General features: G+C 65.2%; 18 protein-coding genes and 2 tRNA genes. 18 read left to right on the top strand and 2 right to left on the bottom strand.

Annotated elements, in window-relative coordinates; translation table 11 throughout:
• Positions 1 to 28: 28 nt before the first annotated feature.
• From phbB to IE071_RS04075, 15 genes are all read left to right on the top strand, one after another.
• On the top strand, positions 29 to 820 hold the full coding sequence (gene phbB, locus IE071_RS04145; RefSeq protein ID WP_189439876.1) for an acetoacetyl-CoA reductase: 792 nt from the start codon (positions 29 to 31) through the stop codon (positions 818 to 820).
• Positions 821 to 897: 77 nt separating this feature from the next.
• The gene (locus IE071_RS04140; RefSeq protein ID WP_189439875.1) at positions 898 to 2,301 is read left to right on the top strand and encodes an FAD-dependent oxidoreductase; all 1,404 of its coding nucleotides are present in this window, start codon (positions 898 to 900) and stop codon (positions 2,299 to 2,301) included.
• Positions 2,294 to 2,704 carry a DUF3293 domain-containing protein gene (locus IE071_RS04135; RefSeq protein ID WP_189439874.1) on the top strand — a complete coding sequence of 137 codons (411 nt, stop codon included), beginning with the start codon at positions 2,294 to 2,296 and terminating at the stop codon, positions 2,702 to 2,704. The genes IE071_RS04140 and IE071_RS04135 overlap by 8 nt, the downstream gene beginning before the upstream one ends.
• 61 nt (positions 2,705 to 2,765) lie before the next feature.
• Entirely contained in the window at positions 2,766 to 3,401 is a 636-nt protein-coding gene (gene ccmA, locus IE071_RS04130; RefSeq protein WP_189439873.1) for a cytochrome c biogenesis heme-transporting ATPase CcmA, read from the top strand.
• A 126-nt stretch (positions 3,402 to 3,527) separates the two neighbouring features.
• Positions 3,528 to 4,214, top strand: a complete 687-nt coding sequence (gene ccmB, locus IE071_RS04125; RefSeq protein ID WP_189439872.1) for a heme exporter protein CcmB — start codon at positions 3,528 to 3,530, stop codon at positions 4,212 to 4,214.
• Positions 4,215 to 4,220: 6 nt separating this feature from the next.
• Entirely contained in the window at positions 4,221 to 4,979 is a 759-nt protein-coding gene (locus IE071_RS04120) for a heme ABC transporter permease (protein WP_189439871.1), read from the top strand.
• A complete protein-coding gene (ccmD, locus tag IE071_RS04115) occupies positions 4,976 to 5,215 on the top strand; it encodes a heme exporter protein CcmD (RefSeq protein ID WP_189439870.1) in 240 nt (79 codons plus the stop codon). The genes IE071_RS04120 and ccmD overlap by 4 nt, the downstream gene beginning before the upstream one ends.
• A gap of 24 nt (positions 5,216 to 5,239) precedes the next feature.
• On the top strand, positions 5,240 to 5,710 hold the full coding sequence (ccmE, locus tag IE071_RS04110; protein WP_189439869.1) for a cytochrome c maturation protein CcmE: 471 nt from the start codon (positions 5,240 to 5,242) through the stop codon (positions 5,708 to 5,710).
• Complete coding sequence (locus IE071_RS04105; RefSeq protein ID WP_189439868.1) at positions 5,707 to 7,683, top strand: heme lyase CcmF/NrfE family subunit; 1,977 nt, start codon at positions 5,707 to 5,709, stop codon at positions 7,681 to 7,683. Before ccmE ends, IE071_RS04105 begins: the two co-directional genes overlap by 4 nt.
• A complete protein-coding gene (locus IE071_RS04100; protein ID WP_189439867.1) occupies positions 7,680 to 8,225 on the top strand; it encodes a DsbE family thiol:disulfide interchange protein in 546 nt (181 codons plus the stop codon). The genes IE071_RS04105 and IE071_RS04100 overlap by 4 nt, the downstream gene beginning before the upstream one ends.
• Complete coding sequence (locus IE071_RS04095; protein WP_425503420.1) at positions 8,222 to 8,701, top strand: cytochrome c-type biogenesis protein; 480 nt, start codon at positions 8,222 to 8,224, stop codon at positions 8,699 to 8,701. The genes IE071_RS04100 and IE071_RS04095 overlap by 4 nt, the downstream gene beginning before the upstream one ends.
• The gene (locus tag IE071_RS04090) at positions 8,698 to 9,750 is read left to right on the top strand and encodes a tetratricopeptide repeat protein (protein WP_189439866.1); all 1,053 of its coding nucleotides are present in this window, start codon (positions 8,698 to 8,700) and stop codon (positions 9,748 to 9,750) included. Before IE071_RS04095 ends, IE071_RS04090 begins: the two co-directional genes overlap by 4 nt.
• Before the next feature lie 2 nt (positions 9,751 to 9,752).
• Positions 9,753 to 10,877 carry a homoserine O-acetyltransferase MetX gene (gene metX / locus IE071_RS04085; protein WP_189439865.1) on the top strand — a complete coding sequence of 375 codons (1,125 nt, stop codon included), beginning with the start codon at positions 9,753 to 9,755 and terminating at the stop codon, positions 10,875 to 10,877.
• Positions 10,878 to 10,925: 48 nt separating this feature from the next.
• A complete protein-coding gene (locus IE071_RS04080) occupies positions 10,926 to 11,507 on the top strand; it encodes a cysteine dioxygenase family protein (RefSeq protein WP_189439864.1) in 582 nt (193 codons plus the stop codon).
• 25 nt (positions 11,508 to 11,532) lie between these two features.
• A tRNA-Leu gene (locus IE071_RS04075) sits at positions 11,533 to 11,618 on the top strand.
• A 43-nt stretch (positions 11,619 to 11,661) separates the two neighbouring features.
• On the opposite strand, the gene IE071_RS04070 is transcribed toward IE071_RS04075, so the two are convergent.
• Positions 11,662 to 13,599, bottom strand: a complete 1,938-nt coding sequence (locus IE071_RS04070; protein WP_189439863.1) for a formylglycine-generating enzyme family protein — start codon at positions 13,597 to 13,599, stop codon at positions 11,662 to 11,664.
• Positions 13,600 to 13,699: 100 nt separating this feature from the next.
• On the opposite strand from IE071_RS04070, the gene rnd reads away from it, so the two are divergent.
• Both rnd and IE071_RS04060 read left to right on the top strand, forming a co-directional pair.
• Positions 13,700 to 14,815, top strand: coding sequence for a ribonuclease D (gene rnd, locus IE071_RS04065; RefSeq protein ID WP_189439862.1), 1,116 nt, complete (start codon positions 13,700 to 13,702; stop codon positions 14,813 to 14,815).
• Positions 14,816 to 14,883: 68 nt separating this feature from the next.
• A tRNA-Ala gene (locus IE071_RS04060) sits at positions 14,884 to 14,959 on the top strand.
• Positions 14,960 to 15,034: 75 nt separating this feature from the next.
• Here the strand turns inward: IE071_RS04060 and IE071_RS04055 are convergent.
• Positions 15,035 to 15,238, bottom strand: a complete 204-nt coding sequence (locus tag IE071_RS04055; RefSeq protein WP_189439861.1) for a hypothetical protein — start codon at positions 15,236 to 15,238, stop codon at positions 15,035 to 15,037.
• Between the two features lie 215 nt (positions 15,239 to 15,453).
• Here IE071_RS04055 and IE071_RS04050 point away from each other — a divergent pair, with 215 nt between their 5' ends.
• The gene (locus tag IE071_RS04050; RefSeq protein WP_189439860.1) at positions 15,454 to 17,451 is read left to right on the top strand and encodes a S9 family peptidase; all 1,998 of its coding nucleotides are present in this window, start codon (positions 15,454 to 15,456) and stop codon (positions 17,449 to 17,451) included.
• The last annotated feature ends 22 nt before the right edge of the window (positions 17,452 to 17,473 follow it).

Below are 17,473 nucleotides of genomic sequence, written 5' to 3'. Positions count from 1 at the left end.
GCATGATCGAGCCAACAGACCGAAATCCATGAACCAGACTGCCGTTGAGAAACCTGCTGTTGAGAAACCAGCTGTTGAAAAACGTGTCGCGCTGGTCACCGGCGGCATCGGTGGCCTCGGCACGGAAATCTGCCGGCAACTGGCCCAGGCTGGACGTCAGGTGGTCGCGGTGGATTTGGCCGCACGCAGCGAGCGCGTCGCCGCATTCCGCGACGAGGTTGCCGGCTTCGGGGACAGCATCACGTTCGAGCCGGCCGACGTCAGCGACTTCGATAGCTGCCAGCAGCTGATCGCCCGCATCGAACAGCAGCACGGCGGCGTCGACATCCTGGTCAATGCCGCCGGCATCACCCGCGACGCCAGCCTGCGCAAGATGTCGCCGCACCAGTGGCACGAGCTGATGCGGGTGAATCTGGACGGTGTATTCAACATGTGCCGCAACGTGGTCGAGGGCATGACCGCTCGCAGCTTCGGACGTATCGTCAACATCAGCTCGGTGAACGGCCAGACCGGCCAGTTCGGCCAGACCAACTATTCCGCCGCCAAGGCCGGCGTGCACGGTTTCAGCATGGCGCTGGCACGCGAGACTGCGCGCAAGGGTGTCACCGTCAACACCGTGTCACCGGGGTATTGCGACACCCCGATGGTCGCCGCGGTATCCGCCGAGATCCGCGCGCAGATCATTGCCGACATCCCGGTCGGCCGGCTCGGCGCTCCCGCCGACATCGCCCGTGCCGCGAAATTTCTCGCGGCCGATGACGCCGGCTACATCACCGGCGCCAATCTGCCGGTCAATGGCGGCTACTTCATGAGCTTCTAGGCCATTCCGGCGTTGCCGGGATTGCAGTTGCGTGCGGCTTGCGGAACAGTGGGCAGATTCCCTCCACGGATCGCAGCATGGCGCAGCAACCCATCACCCTCATTGGCGGCGGCCTGGTCGGCGCGTTGCTGGCGCAGCAGCTGGCGCAGCGCGGTTTTGCCGTCGAGGTCTATGAGAAGCGCCCTGATCCGCGGCTGACCGGCTTCCTTGGTGGTCGCTCGATCAATCTCGCCTTGGCTGAACGTGGATTGCAGGCGTTGCGCACAGCCGGATTGGCCGACGATGTGCTGCAACGCGCGGTGATGATGCGCGGACGCATGGTGCATGCCCTCGACGGCAACAGCGGACTGCAGCGTTACGGTGTCGACGACAGCGAGGTGATCTGGTCGGTTTCGCGCGGTGCCTTGAACATGCTGCTGCTGGATGCCGCCGAGGCGGCTGGCGTGCAGTTCCATTTCGGGCAGTCACTGGTCAGTGCCGACTTCGACGCACAGCGCATCCGACTGGCCGACGCCTCCGGTGTGGAACGCGATTCGCCGGTCGGCATGCTGATCGGTGCCGACGGCGCCGGCTCGGCGGTGCGTGCGGCGATGAATGCGCACAGCCCGCTGGGCGAGCGCATCGAGTCGCTCGGCCATGGCTACAAGGAGCTGGAGATTCCACCTGCAGGCGAACTGCCTGACGCCGTGCGGCAATCCAGTGGCGGCCACGACCAGTTCGCGTTGGAGCCGCATGCGCTGCATATCTGGCCGCGCGGCGGCTACATGTGCATCGCGCTGCCGAATACCGAAGGCAGCTTCACCGTCACCTTGTTCCTGCCAGCCCAGGGTACGGCACCGAGTTTCGCCACCGTGCCCGATGCGACGGCAGCGGCTGCTTTCTTCAGTGAACAGTTTCCGGGGCTGCTGCCGCTGATCCCGCGCTTCAACGAGGACTTCGACAGTCACCCGGTCGGCACGCTGTCCACGCTGTATCTGGAGCGCTGGCACCTGGACGGCCGCGCGCTGCTGATCGGCGATGCCGCCCACGCGATCGTGCCGTTCCACGGCCAGGGCATGAACTGCGGCTTCGAGGACACCGTGGTGCTGGCGAACCTGCTGGCCGCAGCGCCGAACGACAGCGCCGAGGTGTTCGCCGAATTTCAGCGCGTACGCCAACCCAACGCGAACGCGATCGCCGCGATGGCGCTGGAAAACTACGTCGAGATGCGCGACTCGGTCGCCGACCCACATTACCTGGCCAAGCGCGAACTCGGCGCCCTGCTGGCAACCCGTGCGCCCGAGCACTACATGGCGCGCTATCGGCTGGTCACGTTCTCGCACGTGCCTTATGCCTATGCGCTCGAGCGCGGGCGTGCGCAGGATGCGCTGCTGGAACAGCTGCTGCGCAATACGCCGCAGGTCGCGAATATCGATCTCGATGCCGCGGTGAGCCTGTTTCAGTCCAGCCTGCCGCCGTTGCCGCCGCTGCGGCATGGATAGGGCGCTGCTCGACGCGTTCCGCGCCACCGACTACCTCGTCTGCATCGACGCGGCGGAATGGGCCGACATCCGCATCGACCAGCCACTGCCGTCATCGCTGCAGGCGCTGGTCGGCGCACGCTGCTGGGGTTTCATCACCGCATGGAATCCCCGCGCGGAGACGACACGCGCACCCGCGGACAATCTCGCCGCACAACGCGAATTGCTGGGCGCGCTGCGCGCATGGCCCGAAGCCGTGATCCATCCGGCGATCGGCATCGGCCGCACCGGCTGGAGCGAACCCAGCCTGTTCGTGATCGGCCCCGACATCGCCACGCTGGACGCACTGGCCAGGCGTCACGAACAACTGGCCTACATCCACGGCCACGCCAACAGCATCGCCCACTTGCGCGTGCTGGAGTGACCCGGTCAGCGGCAGCACGCCGCATGGACAAGCGCCATCGGCATTGCGGACAATCAAGGCAATGACCGCCGCAAATCCCACTGTGTCCCTGCTTGAAGCGCGGGCCCTGAGTTTCCTACGCCAGGACGAACCGGTGTTCGCGCCACTGGATTTCCAGTTGCACGCGGGCGAACTGGCGCTGGTCGAGGGCGACAATGGCAGCGGCAAGACCACCTTGCTGCGCATCCTCGCCGGCCTGCTGCATGTCGGCGAGGGCGAACTGCACTGGCGCGGCGAGCCGCTGCAGCGCGACACCTGCGCAGGCGAAATCCTGTTTCTCGGCCACCAGCTCGGCCTGAAGGCCGATCTCAGTCCACGCGAGAACCTGCAGATCGCCGCCGGCCTGCATGGCTGCCGCGACGGCGTCAGTGTGACGGCGGTGCTGGCCGAGATCGGCCTGCGCGGTTACGAAGACGAACCGGTGCGCCGCCTGTCGGCCGGCCAGAAGAAGCGCGCCGCACTCGCGCGGCTGCTGTTGCTGCCAGCCACGTTGTGGCTGCTCGACGAGCCGTACGCGAACCTTGACCGCATCGGCATCGCGCTGGTGAACGACTTGCTGGAAAAACACACCGATGCCGGCGGCGCGGCGCTGGTCACCAGTCATGGCACGATGAGTTTCCATGGCGGCGAGCCGCGACGGATTCGCATGCATGATTGATACGCAGCGCCTCATGTATTGGCTCCTCCCCCTGCAAGCAGGGGGAGGCTGGGAGGGGGTTCGCTCTCGCGGGAGAGCCTTACCCCTCCCCAACCCTCCCCTGCACGCAGGGGAGGGAGAAAAATCATGAACCGTGCAGGCCTCCTTGCCGCCTGCACGGCGATGCTGCGGCGCGACCTCACCCTGGCCTGGCGCCGGCGCGGCGACATCGCGATGCCGGTGCTGTACGCGTTGATCGTGACGATGCTGTTCCCGTTCGCGCTGGGGCCGGAGGACACGCTGCTGCAGCGGATCGCCGGCGGCGTGGTGCTGGTCACCGTGTTGCTGGCGATGCTGCTGGCGCTGGATGCGATGTTCTCCAGCGATATCGAGGACGGCTCGCTGGAACAACTGGTCATGGCACCGCAGCCGCTGGCACTGATGCTGGGCATGAAGATCCTCGCCCACTGGATCACCACGGCCTTGCCGCTGATCGTGATCGCGCCCTTGATGGCCGCGATGCTGCATCTGCCCGGCGCGGTGATTCCGGTGCTGCTGCTGGCGCTGTTGCTGGCCACGCCGCTGCTCAGCCTGCTCGGTGCGGTGCTGGTTGCGCTGACGGCCGGCACCCGGCGCTCTGGTATGCTGCTCGCCTTGATGTTGCTGCCTTTATGCGTGCCCGCAGTGATCTTTGCCGCGGGTGCCGTGGCAGCCGCCCAGCAGGGATTGCCGTGGCTCGCGCCGATCAGCTGGCTCGCTGCCGCCTTGGTGCTGGCTGTGGTGTTGGCGCCACTGGCCTGTGCCGCCGCCCTTCGTATTGCCCTGGACGCCTAACGACTCATGTCTAACTGGATTCCACTCTGGTTGCACAAACTCGGCTCGCCGCCGACGTTCTACCGTTTCGCCGGCACACTGCAGCCGTGGGCGATGACGCTGGCGTTGTTGCTGGGCGCGATCGCGCTGTACGGCGGGCTGGTGCTGGCGCCGGCCGACTACCAGCAGGGCGACGCCTACCGGATCATCTTCATCCATGTGCCCAGCGCCGAGATGAGCATGTTCATCTATGCGGTGATGGGCGTGGCTGCGTTCATCGCACTGGTGTGGCGGATCAAGCTGGCCGAGGTGGTGGCGATGGAATCGGCGCCGATCGGCGCGGCGTTCACCTTCATCACCCTGATCACCGGTTCGCTGTGGGGCAAGCCGATGTGGGGCACCTGGTGGACCTGGGACGCCCGGCTCACCTCCGAGCTGGTGCTGCTGTTCCTCTATCTCGGCGTGATCGGGCTGTATCACGCGTTTGAGGATCGTCGCCAGGGCGCGCGCGCCGCCGCCTTCCTGGCGATCATCGGCATCATCAACGTGCCGATCGTGCATTTCTCGGTGAACTGGTGGAACACCTTGCACCAGGGCAGCACGATCAACGTGTTCGGCCAGTCCAAGATGTCCTGGGACATGCTGTGGCCGCTGCTGACGATGATGCTGGCGACCAAGTTCTATTACGCCGCCAGCCTGTTCCGCCGCGTGCGCACCGACCTGCTGGCGCTGGAAGGCGGCAAGGATTGGGTGCGCAAGATCGCCGAAGACGAGGCGAAATCATGAGCACCGTGCAGACGTTCCTTGCCGTGAGCGGCGATGCCGCCGCTTTTTTCAGGATGGGTGGTTATGCCATCTACGTGTGGCCGGCCTACGCACTGTTCTTCATCGTGCTGATCGCCGACACCATCGCACCGCGCCTGCGCCGTCGCCGCGTGCTGCGGGAACTCCGCGCACGGCTGTCGCGTCAACAGGCACGACAGGATCGTGCCGGCGGCAACTCCACTCCACTTTCCCCTTGACGGGGGCGGCTCTCGACCATGCCCATGAATCCCACCCGCAAACGCCGACTCACCATCGTGGTGTCGATCCTCGTCGCAGCTGCCATCGCTGCGGTACTGGTCGTGCTGGCGCTGCAGAACAACATGAACTACCTGCTCACCCCGAGTCAGGTGCAATCGGGTGAAGCGGGCAGCTACAAGACGTTCCGCCTCGGCGGCATGGTCAAGGCCGGCTCGATCCAGCGCAGCAACGACTCGCTCAAGGTCACCTTCACCGTGGTCGATGCCGGCGGCGCGATGCCCGTCGAATACACCGGCATCCTGCCGGACCTGTTCCGCGACAACCAGTCGGTGATCGCCACCGGGCACATGGACAATGCGCACTTCATCGCCACCGAAGTGCTGGCCAAGCATGACGAGACCTACATGCCGAAAGAGCTGAAGGACGCGATGGCGAAGGCGCATGCGGACAAGAAGATCGAAGAGGAAACCGCCGTACAGGACAAGATGCCATGACGCCGGAACTTGGCCAGCTCGCGCTGATCCTCGCCCTGCTGCTGGCGCTGGCGCAGAGCATCCTGCCGCTGGTCGGCGCGTGGCGCGGCAATCGTGCGCTGATGGCAGTGGCGCGTCCGGCCGCGGCGGGTCAGGCTGTTTTCGTGGCCTTCGCGTTCGGCATCCTGGCGTGGGCGTTCCTGCGCTTCGACTTCTCGGTGCAGTACGTGGCCGACAATTCGAACCTGGCGCTGCCGTGGTACTACCGCATCGCCGCGGTGTGGGGCGCGCATGAAGGTTCGCTGCTGCTGTGGATCCTGATTCTCAATATATGGACGGTGGCGCTGGTCGCGTTCAGCCAGAAGCTGCCCGAAGTATTCGCCTCGCGCGTGATCGCGGTGATGGGCCTGATCGCGGTGGGCTTCCTCGCCTTCATCATCTTCACTTCCGATCCGTTCGGACGACTGCTGCCGATGCCTGGCGATGGCGCAGACCTGAATCCGGTGTTGCAGGATCCGGGCATGACGTTCCACCCACCGATGCTGTACATGGGCTACGTCGGTTTCTCGGTGGCGTTCGCGTTCTCGATCGCCGCCCTGCTCGGCGGCGAGCTGGAACAGGCATGGGTGCGCTGGGCGCGGCCGTGGACGAATATCGCGTGGGCCTTCCTCACCTGCGGCATCGTCGCCGGCAGCTGGTGGGCCTACGCGGAACTGGGCTGGGGCGGCTGGTGGTTCTGGGACCCGGTGGAAAACGCCAGCTTCATGCCATGGCTGGTGGGTCTGGGTCTGATCCATGCGCAGGCGATCACCGAGAAGCGCGGCTCGCTGCGTGCGTGGACGATCTTGTTGTCGATCTTCGCGTTCTCGCTGAGTCTGCTCGGTACCTTCCTGGTGCGCTCGGGCGTGCTCACCTCGGTGCATGCGTTCGCCTCCGATCCGCGCCGCGGCATCTTCATTCTGGCGTTCCTGACCATCGTGGTCGGCGGCTCGCTGCTGTTGTACGCGCTGCGCGCACCGAAGGTGGCAGGCGGCAAACCGTTCAAGGTCGTATCACGCGAGACCGTGTTGCTGATCGGCAACCTGATGTTCGCAGTGGCTGCCGCGATGGTGCTGCTGGGCACACTGTTCCCGCTGATCGGCGATGCGCTGAATCTGGGCCGCGTCTCGGTCGGACCGCCCTACTTCGGCTTCCTGTTCCCGCTGTTGATGCTGCCGGTGGTGCTGCTGTTGCCGTTCGGACCGTTCCTGCGCTGGGGCAAGGGCGACACACCGGTGCTGAAGCAGGTGCTGTTGCGCGCAGGCATCGCCGCGGCGGCGTGCGCGATCGTGGCGGCGTTCTTCGTCGACGGCCATCTCAAGGCGATCGCCGGCGTGGCGTCGCTGGTCTGGCTTACCGTCGGCGTGCTGCTGTACGCGATCAAGCGCTGGCGCGAAGTGCCGCGCGGCCGCCGTTATCCGGCTGAGATGGCCGGCATGCTGCTGGCGCATCTGGGCGTGGGCGTGTTCGTGGCCGGCGTGCTGCTGTCCGAATCGCTCAGCGTGACCAGCGACGTGCGGATGGCGCCGGGCCAGACCCAGCACATCGGCGGCTACGATTTCCGCTTCGACGGCGTACACCGTGCGACGGGTCCGAACTGGCGCGCCGATCAAGGCGTGGTCACGGTCACCCGCGACAGCAAGGCGGTCGCCGTGATGCATCCGCAGAAGCGGACTTATCTGCGTGGCCAGGTGCAAACCGAGTCGGCGGTGGACGCCGGCGTCTTCCGCGACCTGTACGTGGCACTGGGCGAGCCGATGGATACCGGCAACATCGAAGGCGCATGGTCGCTGCGGCTGTACTACAAGCCGTTCATCCGCTGGATCTGGGGCGGTGGTCTGCTGATGATGCTGGGCGGTTTCGTCTGCGCCGGCGACAAGCGCTTCCGCATCAAGCGCGCTGCGAAAACGGAAGCCGCTGCGGCGGGCCTGCAGGTACAGGAAACACACGCATGAACCGGTTGCTGCCGTTCTTCGGTTTCATGCTGCTGGTGCTGCTGTTCGGCTTCGGCATCTGGTGGAACACCCAGCACGACCAGAACGCGATCCCGTCGCCGCTGCTCGACAAGCCGGCGCCCGCGTTCAACCTGCCCAAGCTGTACGAACCCACGCAAACGGTCAGCAAGGCCGACCTGCTCGGCCAGCCCTACCTGCTCAATGTGTTCGCCAGCTGGTGTGTCGAATGCGGCGTGGAGCATCCGGTATTGGAAGCTGAAGGCCCTAGTCTCGGCGTGCAACTGGTCGGCTACAACTACAAGGACGCGCCGGCCGATGCGAAACGCTGGCTGGCCGAACACGGCAATCCGTACAACCTGCTGATTGCCGACGAACCGGGTCACACCGCGATCGACTTCGGCGTGTATGGCGCACCGGAAAGTTTCCTGATCGATGCGAAGGGCATGATCCGCTACAAGCACATTGGTCCGCTCACGCCCGACGTGGTGGCTAGGGAACTGAAACCGGCGATTGCCGCGATGGCACGCGAGGCCCAGCCATGACGCGCAGCCTCATTCGCATGCTGCTGGTGATGCTGCTGGCGTGCGCGGGCATGGCCCACGCACAGGCGATCGAGCCGATGCCGTTCGCCGACCATGCGCAGGAGTTGCGCTTTCAGCACCTCACCCAGCAACTGCGTTGCCCGATGTGCCAGAACGAGACGCTGGCCGACTCCAACGCGCCGATCGCGCGCGACCTGCGCAACCAGATCTTCCAGATGATGCAGCACGGCAGCAGCGACGACGAGATCAAGCAATACCTGGTCGCGCGCTACTCCAACTTCGTGCTGTACGACCCGCCACTTACCGCCGGCACTTGGCTGCTGTGGTTCGGACCGCTGCTGATCCTGCTCAGCGGTGGCGCTGCGGTACTGCTGGCAATCCGCAAACGCAGCCAGCGCGGCACCGTCGCCACGGAAGCCTCGACCGACAACGCCTTGATTGACAGCACGCCGACCGATAACGGGGACGACTGGTGAAAACCGTTTTTTTCATAGCCGCTGCAGTGATGATCGCTGTGGCGCTGGCAGCCTTGCTGCTGCCGCTGGTGCGCCAGGGCCGCAAGTCTGGCCGCAGCCGTGGCGTGTTTGCGCTGACCCTGGCGATTGCCTTCGTGCTGCCGCTGTCGGCTGCCAGCCTGTACCTGCTGATAGGCACGCCAGCTGCGCTCAACGGTGTGTCCGCTGAAGCCTCGCAGCCGTTGACCATGCAACAGGCACTCGACGAACTGCGCGCCCACCTGACCCAGCAACCGGGCGATGTGCAGGGCTGGATGCTGCTGGCACAGACCAGCGCCATGCAGCACGATCCGGCCGCCGCGCGCGATGCCTACGACCACGTGCTGAAGCTCGATGCCAACAACGCCGAGGCGATGGTTGGCTGGGCCGAGAACGATTCAATGACGCGCAGCGATCACATGATCGAAGGCCGCGCACTGGACCTGCTCAAGCGTGCCGTGCAATTGCATCCGGACAGCCAGCGCGGTCTGTGGCTGCTCGGCATCAGCGACTTCCAGCACGGCGAATACCGCCATGCCGCTGCCACCTGGCGCCTGCTGCAACCGCAACTGGAACCCGGCTCGAACGTGGCCAAGGCAGTCGCCGAACAGATCGCCGTGGCCGACGCTCGCGCTGGCGGTACACCGGCTGAAGCCGCGAGCAGCGCCGTCGTGCCCGCGCCGCAAGGTGCCGCGTTGCAAGTGCAGGTCGCGCTGGCACCGGCACTGAAGGACAAGCTGGCTCCGGGCGATGTTCTATTCGTCTATGCCCGCGCGGAGAACGGCCCACCGATGCCGCTGGCTGTCGCCAGACTTGATGCCGGCCAGTTGCCGGCCAGCGTCACCCTGACCGACGCGATGGCGATGACGCCGGCGATGAAACTGTCCTCGGTCACGCGCGTCTTCGTCGGCGCACGGATCAGCCATAGCGGCCAGCCGATCGCGCAACCCGGTGATCTGGAAGGCGACGCCGGCATCGTGGCGGTGGACAGCAAGACGCCAATCAAGATCAGTATCGACAAGGTGCACTGACGATGAGCGATGCGCGCCGCTATTTTGCACTGCCCTCGCCGTTCGCGATGAAACGCGGTGGCGAACTGCACGGCGCCCATGTTGCCTACGAAACCTGGGGTACGTTGAACGCCGCCCGCGACAATGCCGTGCTGGTACTCACCGGCCTGTCGCCCAGCGCGCACATGATGTCGTGCGAGGAAGATCCCACGCCCGGTTGGTGGGAAGACATGGCCGGCCCGGGCAAGGCGATCGACAGCTCGCGCTGGTTCGTGATCTGCGTGAACTCGCTGGGCAGCGACAAGGGCTCGACCTGCCCCGCCTCGATCGACCCAGCCACCGGCGAAGCCTATCGGCTGACGTTTCCCGAGCTGGCGCTGGAAGACGTCGCCAACGCCGCGCACGCCGCCGTCAGCAGCCTCGGCATTACGCAACTCGCCTGCCTGATCGGCTGCTCGATGGGCGGCATGAGCGCGCTGGCCTACATGCTGCTGCACCCCGGCAGCGTGCGCGCGCATATCAGCGTGGACACCGCGCCGCAGGCGCAGCCATTCGCGATCGCGATCCGTTCGCTGCAGCGCGAGGCGATCCGGCTCGACCCGCAGTTCAACGACGGCCAATACGATATTCACGCCAAGGAAGGCGGCAACTATCCCGACCTGGGCATGAGCATCGCGCGCAAGCTCGGCGTGATCACCTATCGCTCGGCGATGGAATGGAATGGCCGCTTCGCGCGCATCCGGCTCGACCCGGAGCAGCGCGACGAGAATCCGTTCGGTCGCGAGTTCCAGGTCGAGTCCTATCTAGAAGGCCACGCCCAGCGCTTCGTGCGCAACTTCGATCCGAACAGCTACCTCTACCTGTCGCGCGCCAGCGACTGGTTCGACATCGCCGAATACGGCCACGGCAGCGTGCTGGAAGGACTCAAGCGCATCCATATCGAACAGGCCATGGTGATCGGCGTCAGTACCGACATCCTGTTTCCGCTGCAGCAGCAGGAGCAGATCGCCGAAGGCTTGCAAGCCGCCGGTGCCAAGGTGGAATTCGTGGCACTGGATTCGCCGCAGGGCCACGACGCGTTCCTGGTCGATATCGAAAACTACAGTCGCGCCATCGGTGGCTTCCTGAACCGATTGCCGGCCGCCTGACCGCCCCGCTGCTAAGATAAGCGGCATCACGCACCATCCGAGACCATCATGCTTACCCTGGATTTCCCCGGCAGCCGCACCCTGATCGACGCGATCGACGCCGCCGTGGCCAAGCCGACCACCCACGAACTCACCGACAGCCTGCGCAACAGCCTGTGCAAGCTGATCCGCGACAACGCCGTGAAGTTGCCCGACTGCGTGTTCGAAGCCAATCCCGAGCACTACGCCCGCCGCGAGCTTTACCGCAGCGAGGAGCACGGCTACTGCGTGGTGGCGATGACCTGGGGCCCGGGCCAGGGCACGCCGATCCACGATCACGACGGCATGTGGTGCGTCGAGGGCGTGTGGAACGGCGCGCTGGAAATCGTGCAGTACGAGCTGCTGGAGCACGACGCGCAGCGTTATTGCTTCCAGCCGGTCGGCTCGATCCAGGCCGGCGCCGGCTCGGCCGGCAGCCTGATCCCGCCGCACGAGTACCACAGCATCCGCAACCCCAGCGACAACGCGGTCACCGTCAGCCTGCACATCTATTCCGGCCCGATGACCCAGTGCGCGGTGTTCCGGCCGCTGCCCGAGGATCGCTGGTACGGTCGCGACGTGCGTCAACTGGGACTCGACCGCGTGCACTGAACCCGGCATAATACGCCGCTCACATGCCGGTGTGGCGGAATGGTAGACGCGGCGGACTCAAAATCCGCTGGCAGCGATGTCGTGTAGGTTCGAGTCCTATCACCGGTACCAATTAATGAAAAACCCCGCCTTGCGCGGGGTTTTTCATGTCTGGCTACAACTCGCGCACCACGCGGAAACCCACGCGACCACTGCGCGCATCGCCATTGACGCCCTGGCGATAGGCCGAGTTCACCTGCTCCGGTGAGCTGCCCCAGGAACCGCCACGCACCACGTGGACGCGGCAACCCGGATTGAGCCATGCGCTGCCGTCGACTGGTGCGCGCAGGTAGCTGTCGTGCCAGCAGTCCTGCGCCCACTCGGACACATTGCCGTTGATGTCGTACAGGCCGAACGGATTGGCGACGAAGCTCATCACCGGTGCCGGCCCCCAGTAGCCATCGCGATAACCGCGGAAGGCATGGCTCCAGCGCCGGCCGCTGCGCGAGCGGTCGCCGGAACCGGTGAGGTTTTCCACCGGATGGGTGGGCACACCGTCGCCCCACCAGTAGCGGCTGGTGGTGCCGCCACGCAGGGCATATTCGAATTCGGCTTCGCTGGGCAAGCGGTAGATCTTGCCGGTGCGCTGGCTGAGCCAATCGGTGTACGCCTTGGCATCGTTCCACGAGATGTTCACCACCGGCAGCTTGTCGTCGGCCTTGTGACCGGCATAGTCGTCCTGCCAGGTCGCGTCGGAGTCGTCACGCAACGCACCGCTGCGCTCGTCATACACGCTGGAGCCGCCCAGCTTGACCGAATCGGGCACATAGCCGCTGGCGCGCACGAACTCGCGGAATTCGCCCACCGTCACCGCCGTGCGCGCCATCGCGAAACCCTTGTCGATGGTGACCGCGTGCTGCGGCATTTCGGCGTCGATGCGCTCATCCGCGTCAGCCGACACGCCCATCTGGAAACTGCCAGTGGGAATCACCACCATCGCCGGCGTCTTGCCCGGCAGGTCGACATAGCGATCGGTGAAGACCTGGCCCGGTTTGTAGCTGGCATACAGGCGCGCGTTGGTCAGCCGCTCATCGAAATCCGCCAGCGTTGCCAGCCCCGGATCGATCGCCCGGGCCTGCACTGCCAGTTTCTCGGCCAGTTCGACATTGCCGGCATCCAGCGCCGAACGCGCCTGCGCCAGCACGCCGTTCGCGCGCTGTTCGCGCATGTCGTCGACGCGTTTGTGCACATCGAGCATCTGCTGCGAACCGGGACGGATGGTCTGCGCTTCGGCCAGTTGCTGGTCCGCACCGACGAAATCGTTCTGCGCCACGGCGGCCAGTGCGCGATCGAGCACCGCACGCTGCACCTGGAAAATGCCCTGCTCGGCCACCGCATTCTGCGGATCGAGCTGCTGTACCTCACGGTAGATGTCCAGCGCACTTCCGCCATGCGGCTGATCCACCTTGCCCTGCTGCAGCAGGCCGGCCGCCTTCGCCAGCATCGGCCGGACCTTGACTAGGGTTTTCAGGCTGGCTTCCAGCTGCGCCACATCGTCGGCGGCATCCGGCAGCGGACGCAACGCATCGAGCAGATCCTCCGCGGCATCGGCGTCGCCTACTGCGATGTCCTGATCGATCTCTGCCACCAGCCGCGCCCGCACGTCGAACAGACCCTGCGCGGCGCGACGGCTGTCCGGCTTGTCCTTCAGCGCCTGCGCAAACAGCGCCGCAGCGCTGTTTGCGTCGCCGGCCAGTTGACCGTCATGCAGCGCCTTGGCCGCACGCACCAGCAACGCCTGCACCGCCGGCGTATCCGCACTCAGCTGCTCGGGCAGGTTTGCATTCTTGCTGCTGTGCGCGGCGATCACGGCGGCCGGTGCCAGCGTCAGTGGCGGCCCGGCGTTGATTTCGCTGATCGCCGATACGCTCTCCGGCTGCAATCCGCTGGTCGGCGCCTGGGTGCCCATCGACATCGAACGTCGCGGTGCCTGGGTCGGATCGACGTGGAATACCCGCGGGAAAAAGTGATACGTCAGCGCGAACCCCAGCACGATCACCCCCAGCGCTCCACCAAGAGTGCGCTGACGGCGAAGGGTTGCATTGCTCGGCATAGATGGGCGTCCTTGGTGCGGCCTGTTATCGTGCGCCGTCCACCATAGGCACAAACCGCCGACAGGGCAATCCGCGCCCTGCGCCTTTCAAGGAATATCGATGTCATTGCCCGAAACCGCCGCCGCCGAGTGGATCGATCATCGCGACGCGCTGCAGGCGTGGCTGGCCACGATACCCGCGGACGCCGCGGTCGGCCTGGATACCGAGTTCATGCGTCGCAATACGTTCTATCCGCAGCTGGCGCTATTGCAGTTGGGATGGAACGGCCGTCATGCACTGATCGACCCACTCGCGTTCGAGATCGGCGACGCGCTGCAGCCGCTGCTCGGCGCCGGCCCGGCCGTCACCGTGATGCACAGCGCCAGCGAGGATCTGGAAACCCTTTCGCCACTGCTGCCGGATGGTCCGCACATCCTGTTCGATACGCAGATCGCCGCCGCCTTCGTCGGCATGGGCTTGGGCATCAGCTACCGCGCACTGGTCGCCGAGCTGACCGGGGTGGAACTGGACAAGGGCGAGACCCGTTCCGACTGGCTGCAGCGTCCGCTCACTGCGTCGCAATGCAGCTATGCCGCGCTGGATGTGGTGTATCTGAAAACCATCCATGAGCAACTCAGCGAGCGCCTGCAGCAACGCGACCGCAGCGCCTGGCACGCCGAGGACTGCGAACGCCTGAAAAGCCGCGCCAGCCATCGCGACGGCGACCCGCAGCCGCAACGCGCGATGCGCGGCGCCGCTGAATGGCCGGCCGCACAACAAGCCCTGCTGCGCCGACTGCTGCAGTGGCGCGACCGCAGCGCACGTCGCCTCGACGTGCCGCGCCCGTGGCTGCTCGACGACACGCTGGCGCTGAGCCTAGCGCAGCAACCGCCAGCCAGCCTCGCCGATCTCGAGCAACGCGGCCGTGGCCAGCGTGCATTGCGCTCGGCCCAACGCAGCGAATTGTTCGAGCTGCTCGCACCCGCCGTCAGCGTCGAGGAAATCGCCACCACCGTACGCATCCCCGGCCACCCACAAGGCGAGGCGAAGAAAGCACTCGGCGAAATGAAGCAGTTGATCGACAGTCTCGCGGTTGAACTCGACCTGCCACCCGGCCTGCTCTGCCCGCGCAAAGTACTGGAGGAATACGTGGTCACCGCCGAATGGCCCGAGTTCCTCGAAGGCTGGCGCCGCGAGGTGCTGCACGATCGTCTGGCCGCTCTGCTGCCCGGCTGATCCCGACCAGGGTCGAACGCAGGGCTTGGCGAAAACCGGCGCACACTGCTAACATTTGCGGCTTCCGTGGGGCGGTAGCTCAGCTGGGAGAGCGCCACGTTCGCATCGTGGAGGTCGTGGGTTCGATCCCCATCCGCTCCACCACGGATTTTACGATTGACGGAAAGCCGGCCTTGCGCCGGCTTTTTCGTGCGCGCTGGGCGGCACTACACCCGATGCCTACACCCTGACGAAATAGGGGATCGCCATCAGCGCAATCCCGATGACGATCAGCAGGCCGGTACGCGACACGAAATACGGAAACACCATCAACGCCAGTCCGCAGACCAGCGGAACGATCGCGCGCTGTTTCTTTCCGTACAGGAGAAAACCGAATCCGATCGACCCGAACAACACGCCCCACAGTAGTGTCGATGCGTTCAAGCTGACCTCGCGGACTTTGACTTGGATTGCAGAAGCCTACTCCCCATCCGGCCGTCTGACCCGGGCAGACCTTGCCAAGCACTTTTCCGGAAGCGGTGGAACGTGCCAGTCTTCCCAACGGGAATCTGCCTGCAGAAATAGCCGATCTTTTGTGGCGTGACGACATGCCTGGCACGCCGTCACGTCAGTTGCGCGTTCAGAACGGGAGTGCTGCCATGAAGTCCACTCGTTATTTTGCGTACGCGGCATGCTGCGTGTTTGCGCTGTCGCTATCGGCGCATGCCGCCACGACTGCGCAGGCATTCCAGTTGAACGACCTGCAGCGGGTCGTGAGCCTGAGCGAGCCACAGATTTCACCGGACGGCAAACGCATCGCGGTGGTCGTGTCGACGCCGGACTGGAAGACCGACAAGAGCCAGCAGGAACTCGACCTGGTGGATGTCGCCAGCGGCGTCCGGCGCGCACTGACCTGGAAACGCGAGGGGCTCTCGTCGCCGCGCTGGTCGCCGGATGGCGCGCGGCTGGCGTTCATCGCCAAGGATGCGGAAACGAAAGAAGGACAGCTCTACGTGATGCCGATGGACGGCGGCGATGCGTTGCGTATCACCGAGACCAAGCGCGGCGTGGATGCGTACAGCTGGAGTCCAGATGGCAAGCAAATCGCGTTCGTCAGCGAGGACGAACCTGCCAACGCGAAAGCCATCAAGGAACACGACGACGCATTCCAGGTCACCGACAACCACTTCCTCACTCGCGCCACCCTCACGCCATGGCACCTGTGGCTGGTGCCCAGTGCCGGCGGCACCGCGAAACAACTCACCCGGGGCAGCTACAGCCTGCAGACCGACCAGCAGGACAACGCACCAGTACCGACATGGAGTCGTGACGGCCGCAGCATCGCGTTCACGCGCTTTCCCGGCGCGTACTGGGGGCCGTCATTCCACTCGGTGATTGCCGCCGTGGATGCCGGTGGCGGCGAGCCGCACACACTGGTACCGGCGGAAGGCGCGGTGAATGCCATGTATGCGCCAGACAGCGACAGCTTCGCCTTCATGCGCCCGCGCAACGGTGATCAGAACAACGGCAATGCGGTCTACGTGACGGCGGACGGCAACAGCCGCGATGTCACCGAGGCATCGGCGCGCAACTTCAACAGCTACGTCTGGCTGCCGCACGGCAAGGCACTCGTGCTGGCAGGCGAAGATGGCACTCACTCGGTGCTGTGGGAGCAACCGCTGACGGGCGCCGCGAAGAAGCTCGACCTTGGCGAAGTGGAAGCTGGTGCGGATGTGAGCGTGTCGAAAACCGGGGCGCTGGCCTTCGTCGGCAGCACCACGACGCATCCGGCCGAGCTGTATGTGATGGATTCGGTGAGCGCGAAACCGCGCCGGCTCACCAACCTCAATGCGTTCGTCGACAACCTCGCACTGGGCCGCACCGAATCGATCGAATGGCAGGGATCGGACGGCTTCCACGAAGATGGTGTGCTGACCTATCCGGTGGGCTACCAGCGCGGACAATCCTATCCATTGGCGTTGGTGATTCACGGTGGCCCGGAAGCGGCATCCACGGTGAAGTTCGCAGCATTGCCGCAACTGCTGGCTGCCGCGGGCTTCGCGGTATTTCAGCCGAATTATCGCGGCAGCATCAATCTCGGCGACGCCTACCAGCACGCGATCTTCCGCGACACCGGTGTCGGTCCCGGCAAGGATGTGATGGCAGGCGTGGATGCGGTGCAGAAGCTCGGCTTCGTCGATGCGCAGCGCATCGGCGTCAGCGGCTGGTCGTACGGTGGCTACATGACCACCTGGCTGACCGGGCACTACCCGGTGTGGAAAGCCGCCGTATCCGGTGCCGCGTTGACGGACTGGGTCATGGACTACACCATCTCGTATTACCAGACCGGCGACACCTATTTCTTCGGCGGCTCGCCGTGGACGACAAAGGACCACGATATCTGGCGCGAACAATCACCCATCGCCTATGCACACAATGTCACCGCGCCGACCCTGATCATGGGCGACGTGGGCGACCCCAACGTGCCGCTGGTGAACAGCTATGAGTGGTATCACGCGCTACGCGACAACGGCGTACCGGTGGAGTTCTACGCTTATCCGGCGGACACGCATTTCCCCAAGGACATCGTGCGCACCACCGACGTATACCGGCGCTGGGTGAGCTGGATGACACAGCACCTGCAGCCCACCCACTGAGAAAATCCGGACCACGCATTGG

Source organism: Rhodanobacter panaciterrae, assembly GCF_014651895.1.
Classification (GTDB): domain Bacteria; phylum Pseudomonadota; class Gammaproteobacteria; order Xanthomonadales; family Rhodanobacteraceae; genus Rhodanobacter; species Rhodanobacter panaciterrae.
The sequence above is the reverse complement of the archived record's forward strand: the minus strand, read 5'-3'. Positions and strand labels throughout refer to the sequence as shown.

Excerpts from the sequence above, each read along its gene's own strand:
- phbB (WP_189439876.1), top strand. The coding sequence starts at position 29 with ATGAACCAGACTGCCGTTGAGAAACCTGCTGTTGAGAAACCAGCTGTT.
- IE071_RS04140 (WP_189439875.1), top strand. The coding sequence starts at position 898 with ATGGCGCAGCAACCCATCACCCTCATTGGCGGCGGCCTGGTCGGCGCG.
- IE071_RS04135 (WP_189439874.1), top strand. The coding sequence starts at position 2,294 with ATGGATAGGGCGCTGCTCGACGCGTTCCGCGCCACCGACTACCTCGTC.
- ccmA (WP_189439873.1), top strand. The coding sequence starts at position 2,766 with ATGACCGCCGCAAATCCCACTGTGTCCCTGCTTGAAGCGCGGGCCCTG.
- ccmB (WP_189439872.1), top strand. The coding sequence starts at position 3,528 with ATGAACCGTGCAGGCCTCCTTGCCGCCTGCACGGCGATGCTGCGGCGC.
- IE071_RS04120 (WP_189439871.1), top strand. The coding sequence starts at position 4,221 with ATGTCTAACTGGATTCCACTCTGGTTGCACAAACTCGGCTCGCCGCCG.
- ccmD (WP_189439870.1), top strand. The coding sequence starts at position 4,976 with ATGAGCACCGTGCAGACGTTCCTTGCCGTGAGCGGCGATGCCGCCGCT.
- ccmE (WP_189439869.1), top strand. The coding sequence starts at position 5,240 with ATGAATCCCACCCGCAAACGCCGACTCACCATCGTGGTGTCGATCCTC.
- IE071_RS04105 (WP_189439868.1), top strand. The coding sequence starts at position 5,707 with ATGACGCCGGAACTTGGCCAGCTCGCGCTGATCCTCGCCCTGCTGCTG.
- IE071_RS04100 (WP_189439867.1), top strand. The coding sequence starts at position 7,680 with ATGAACCGGTTGCTGCCGTTCTTCGGTTTCATGCTGCTGGTGCTGCTG.
- IE071_RS04095 (WP_425503420.1), top strand. The coding sequence starts at position 8,222 with ATGACGCGCAGCCTCATTCGCATGCTGCTGGTGATGCTGCTGGCGTGC.
- metX (WP_189439865.1), top strand. The coding sequence starts at position 9,753 with ATGAGCGATGCGCGCCGCTATTTTGCACTGCCCTCGCCGTTCGCGATG.
- IE071_RS04080 (WP_189439864.1), top strand. The coding sequence starts at position 10,926 with ATGCTTACCCTGGATTTCCCCGGCAGCCGCACCCTGATCGACGCGATC.
- IE071_RS04070 (WP_189439863.1), bottom strand. The coding sequence starts at position 13,599 with ATGCCGAGCAATGCAACCCTTCGCCGTCAGCGCACTCTTGGTGGAGCG.
- rnd (WP_189439862.1), top strand. The coding sequence starts at position 13,700 with ATGTCATTGCCCGAAACCGCCGCCGCCGAGTGGATCGATCATCGCGAC.
- IE071_RS04050 (WP_189439860.1), top strand. The coding sequence starts at position 15,454 with ATGAAGTCCACTCGTTATTTTGCGTACGCGGCATGCTGCGTGTTTGCG.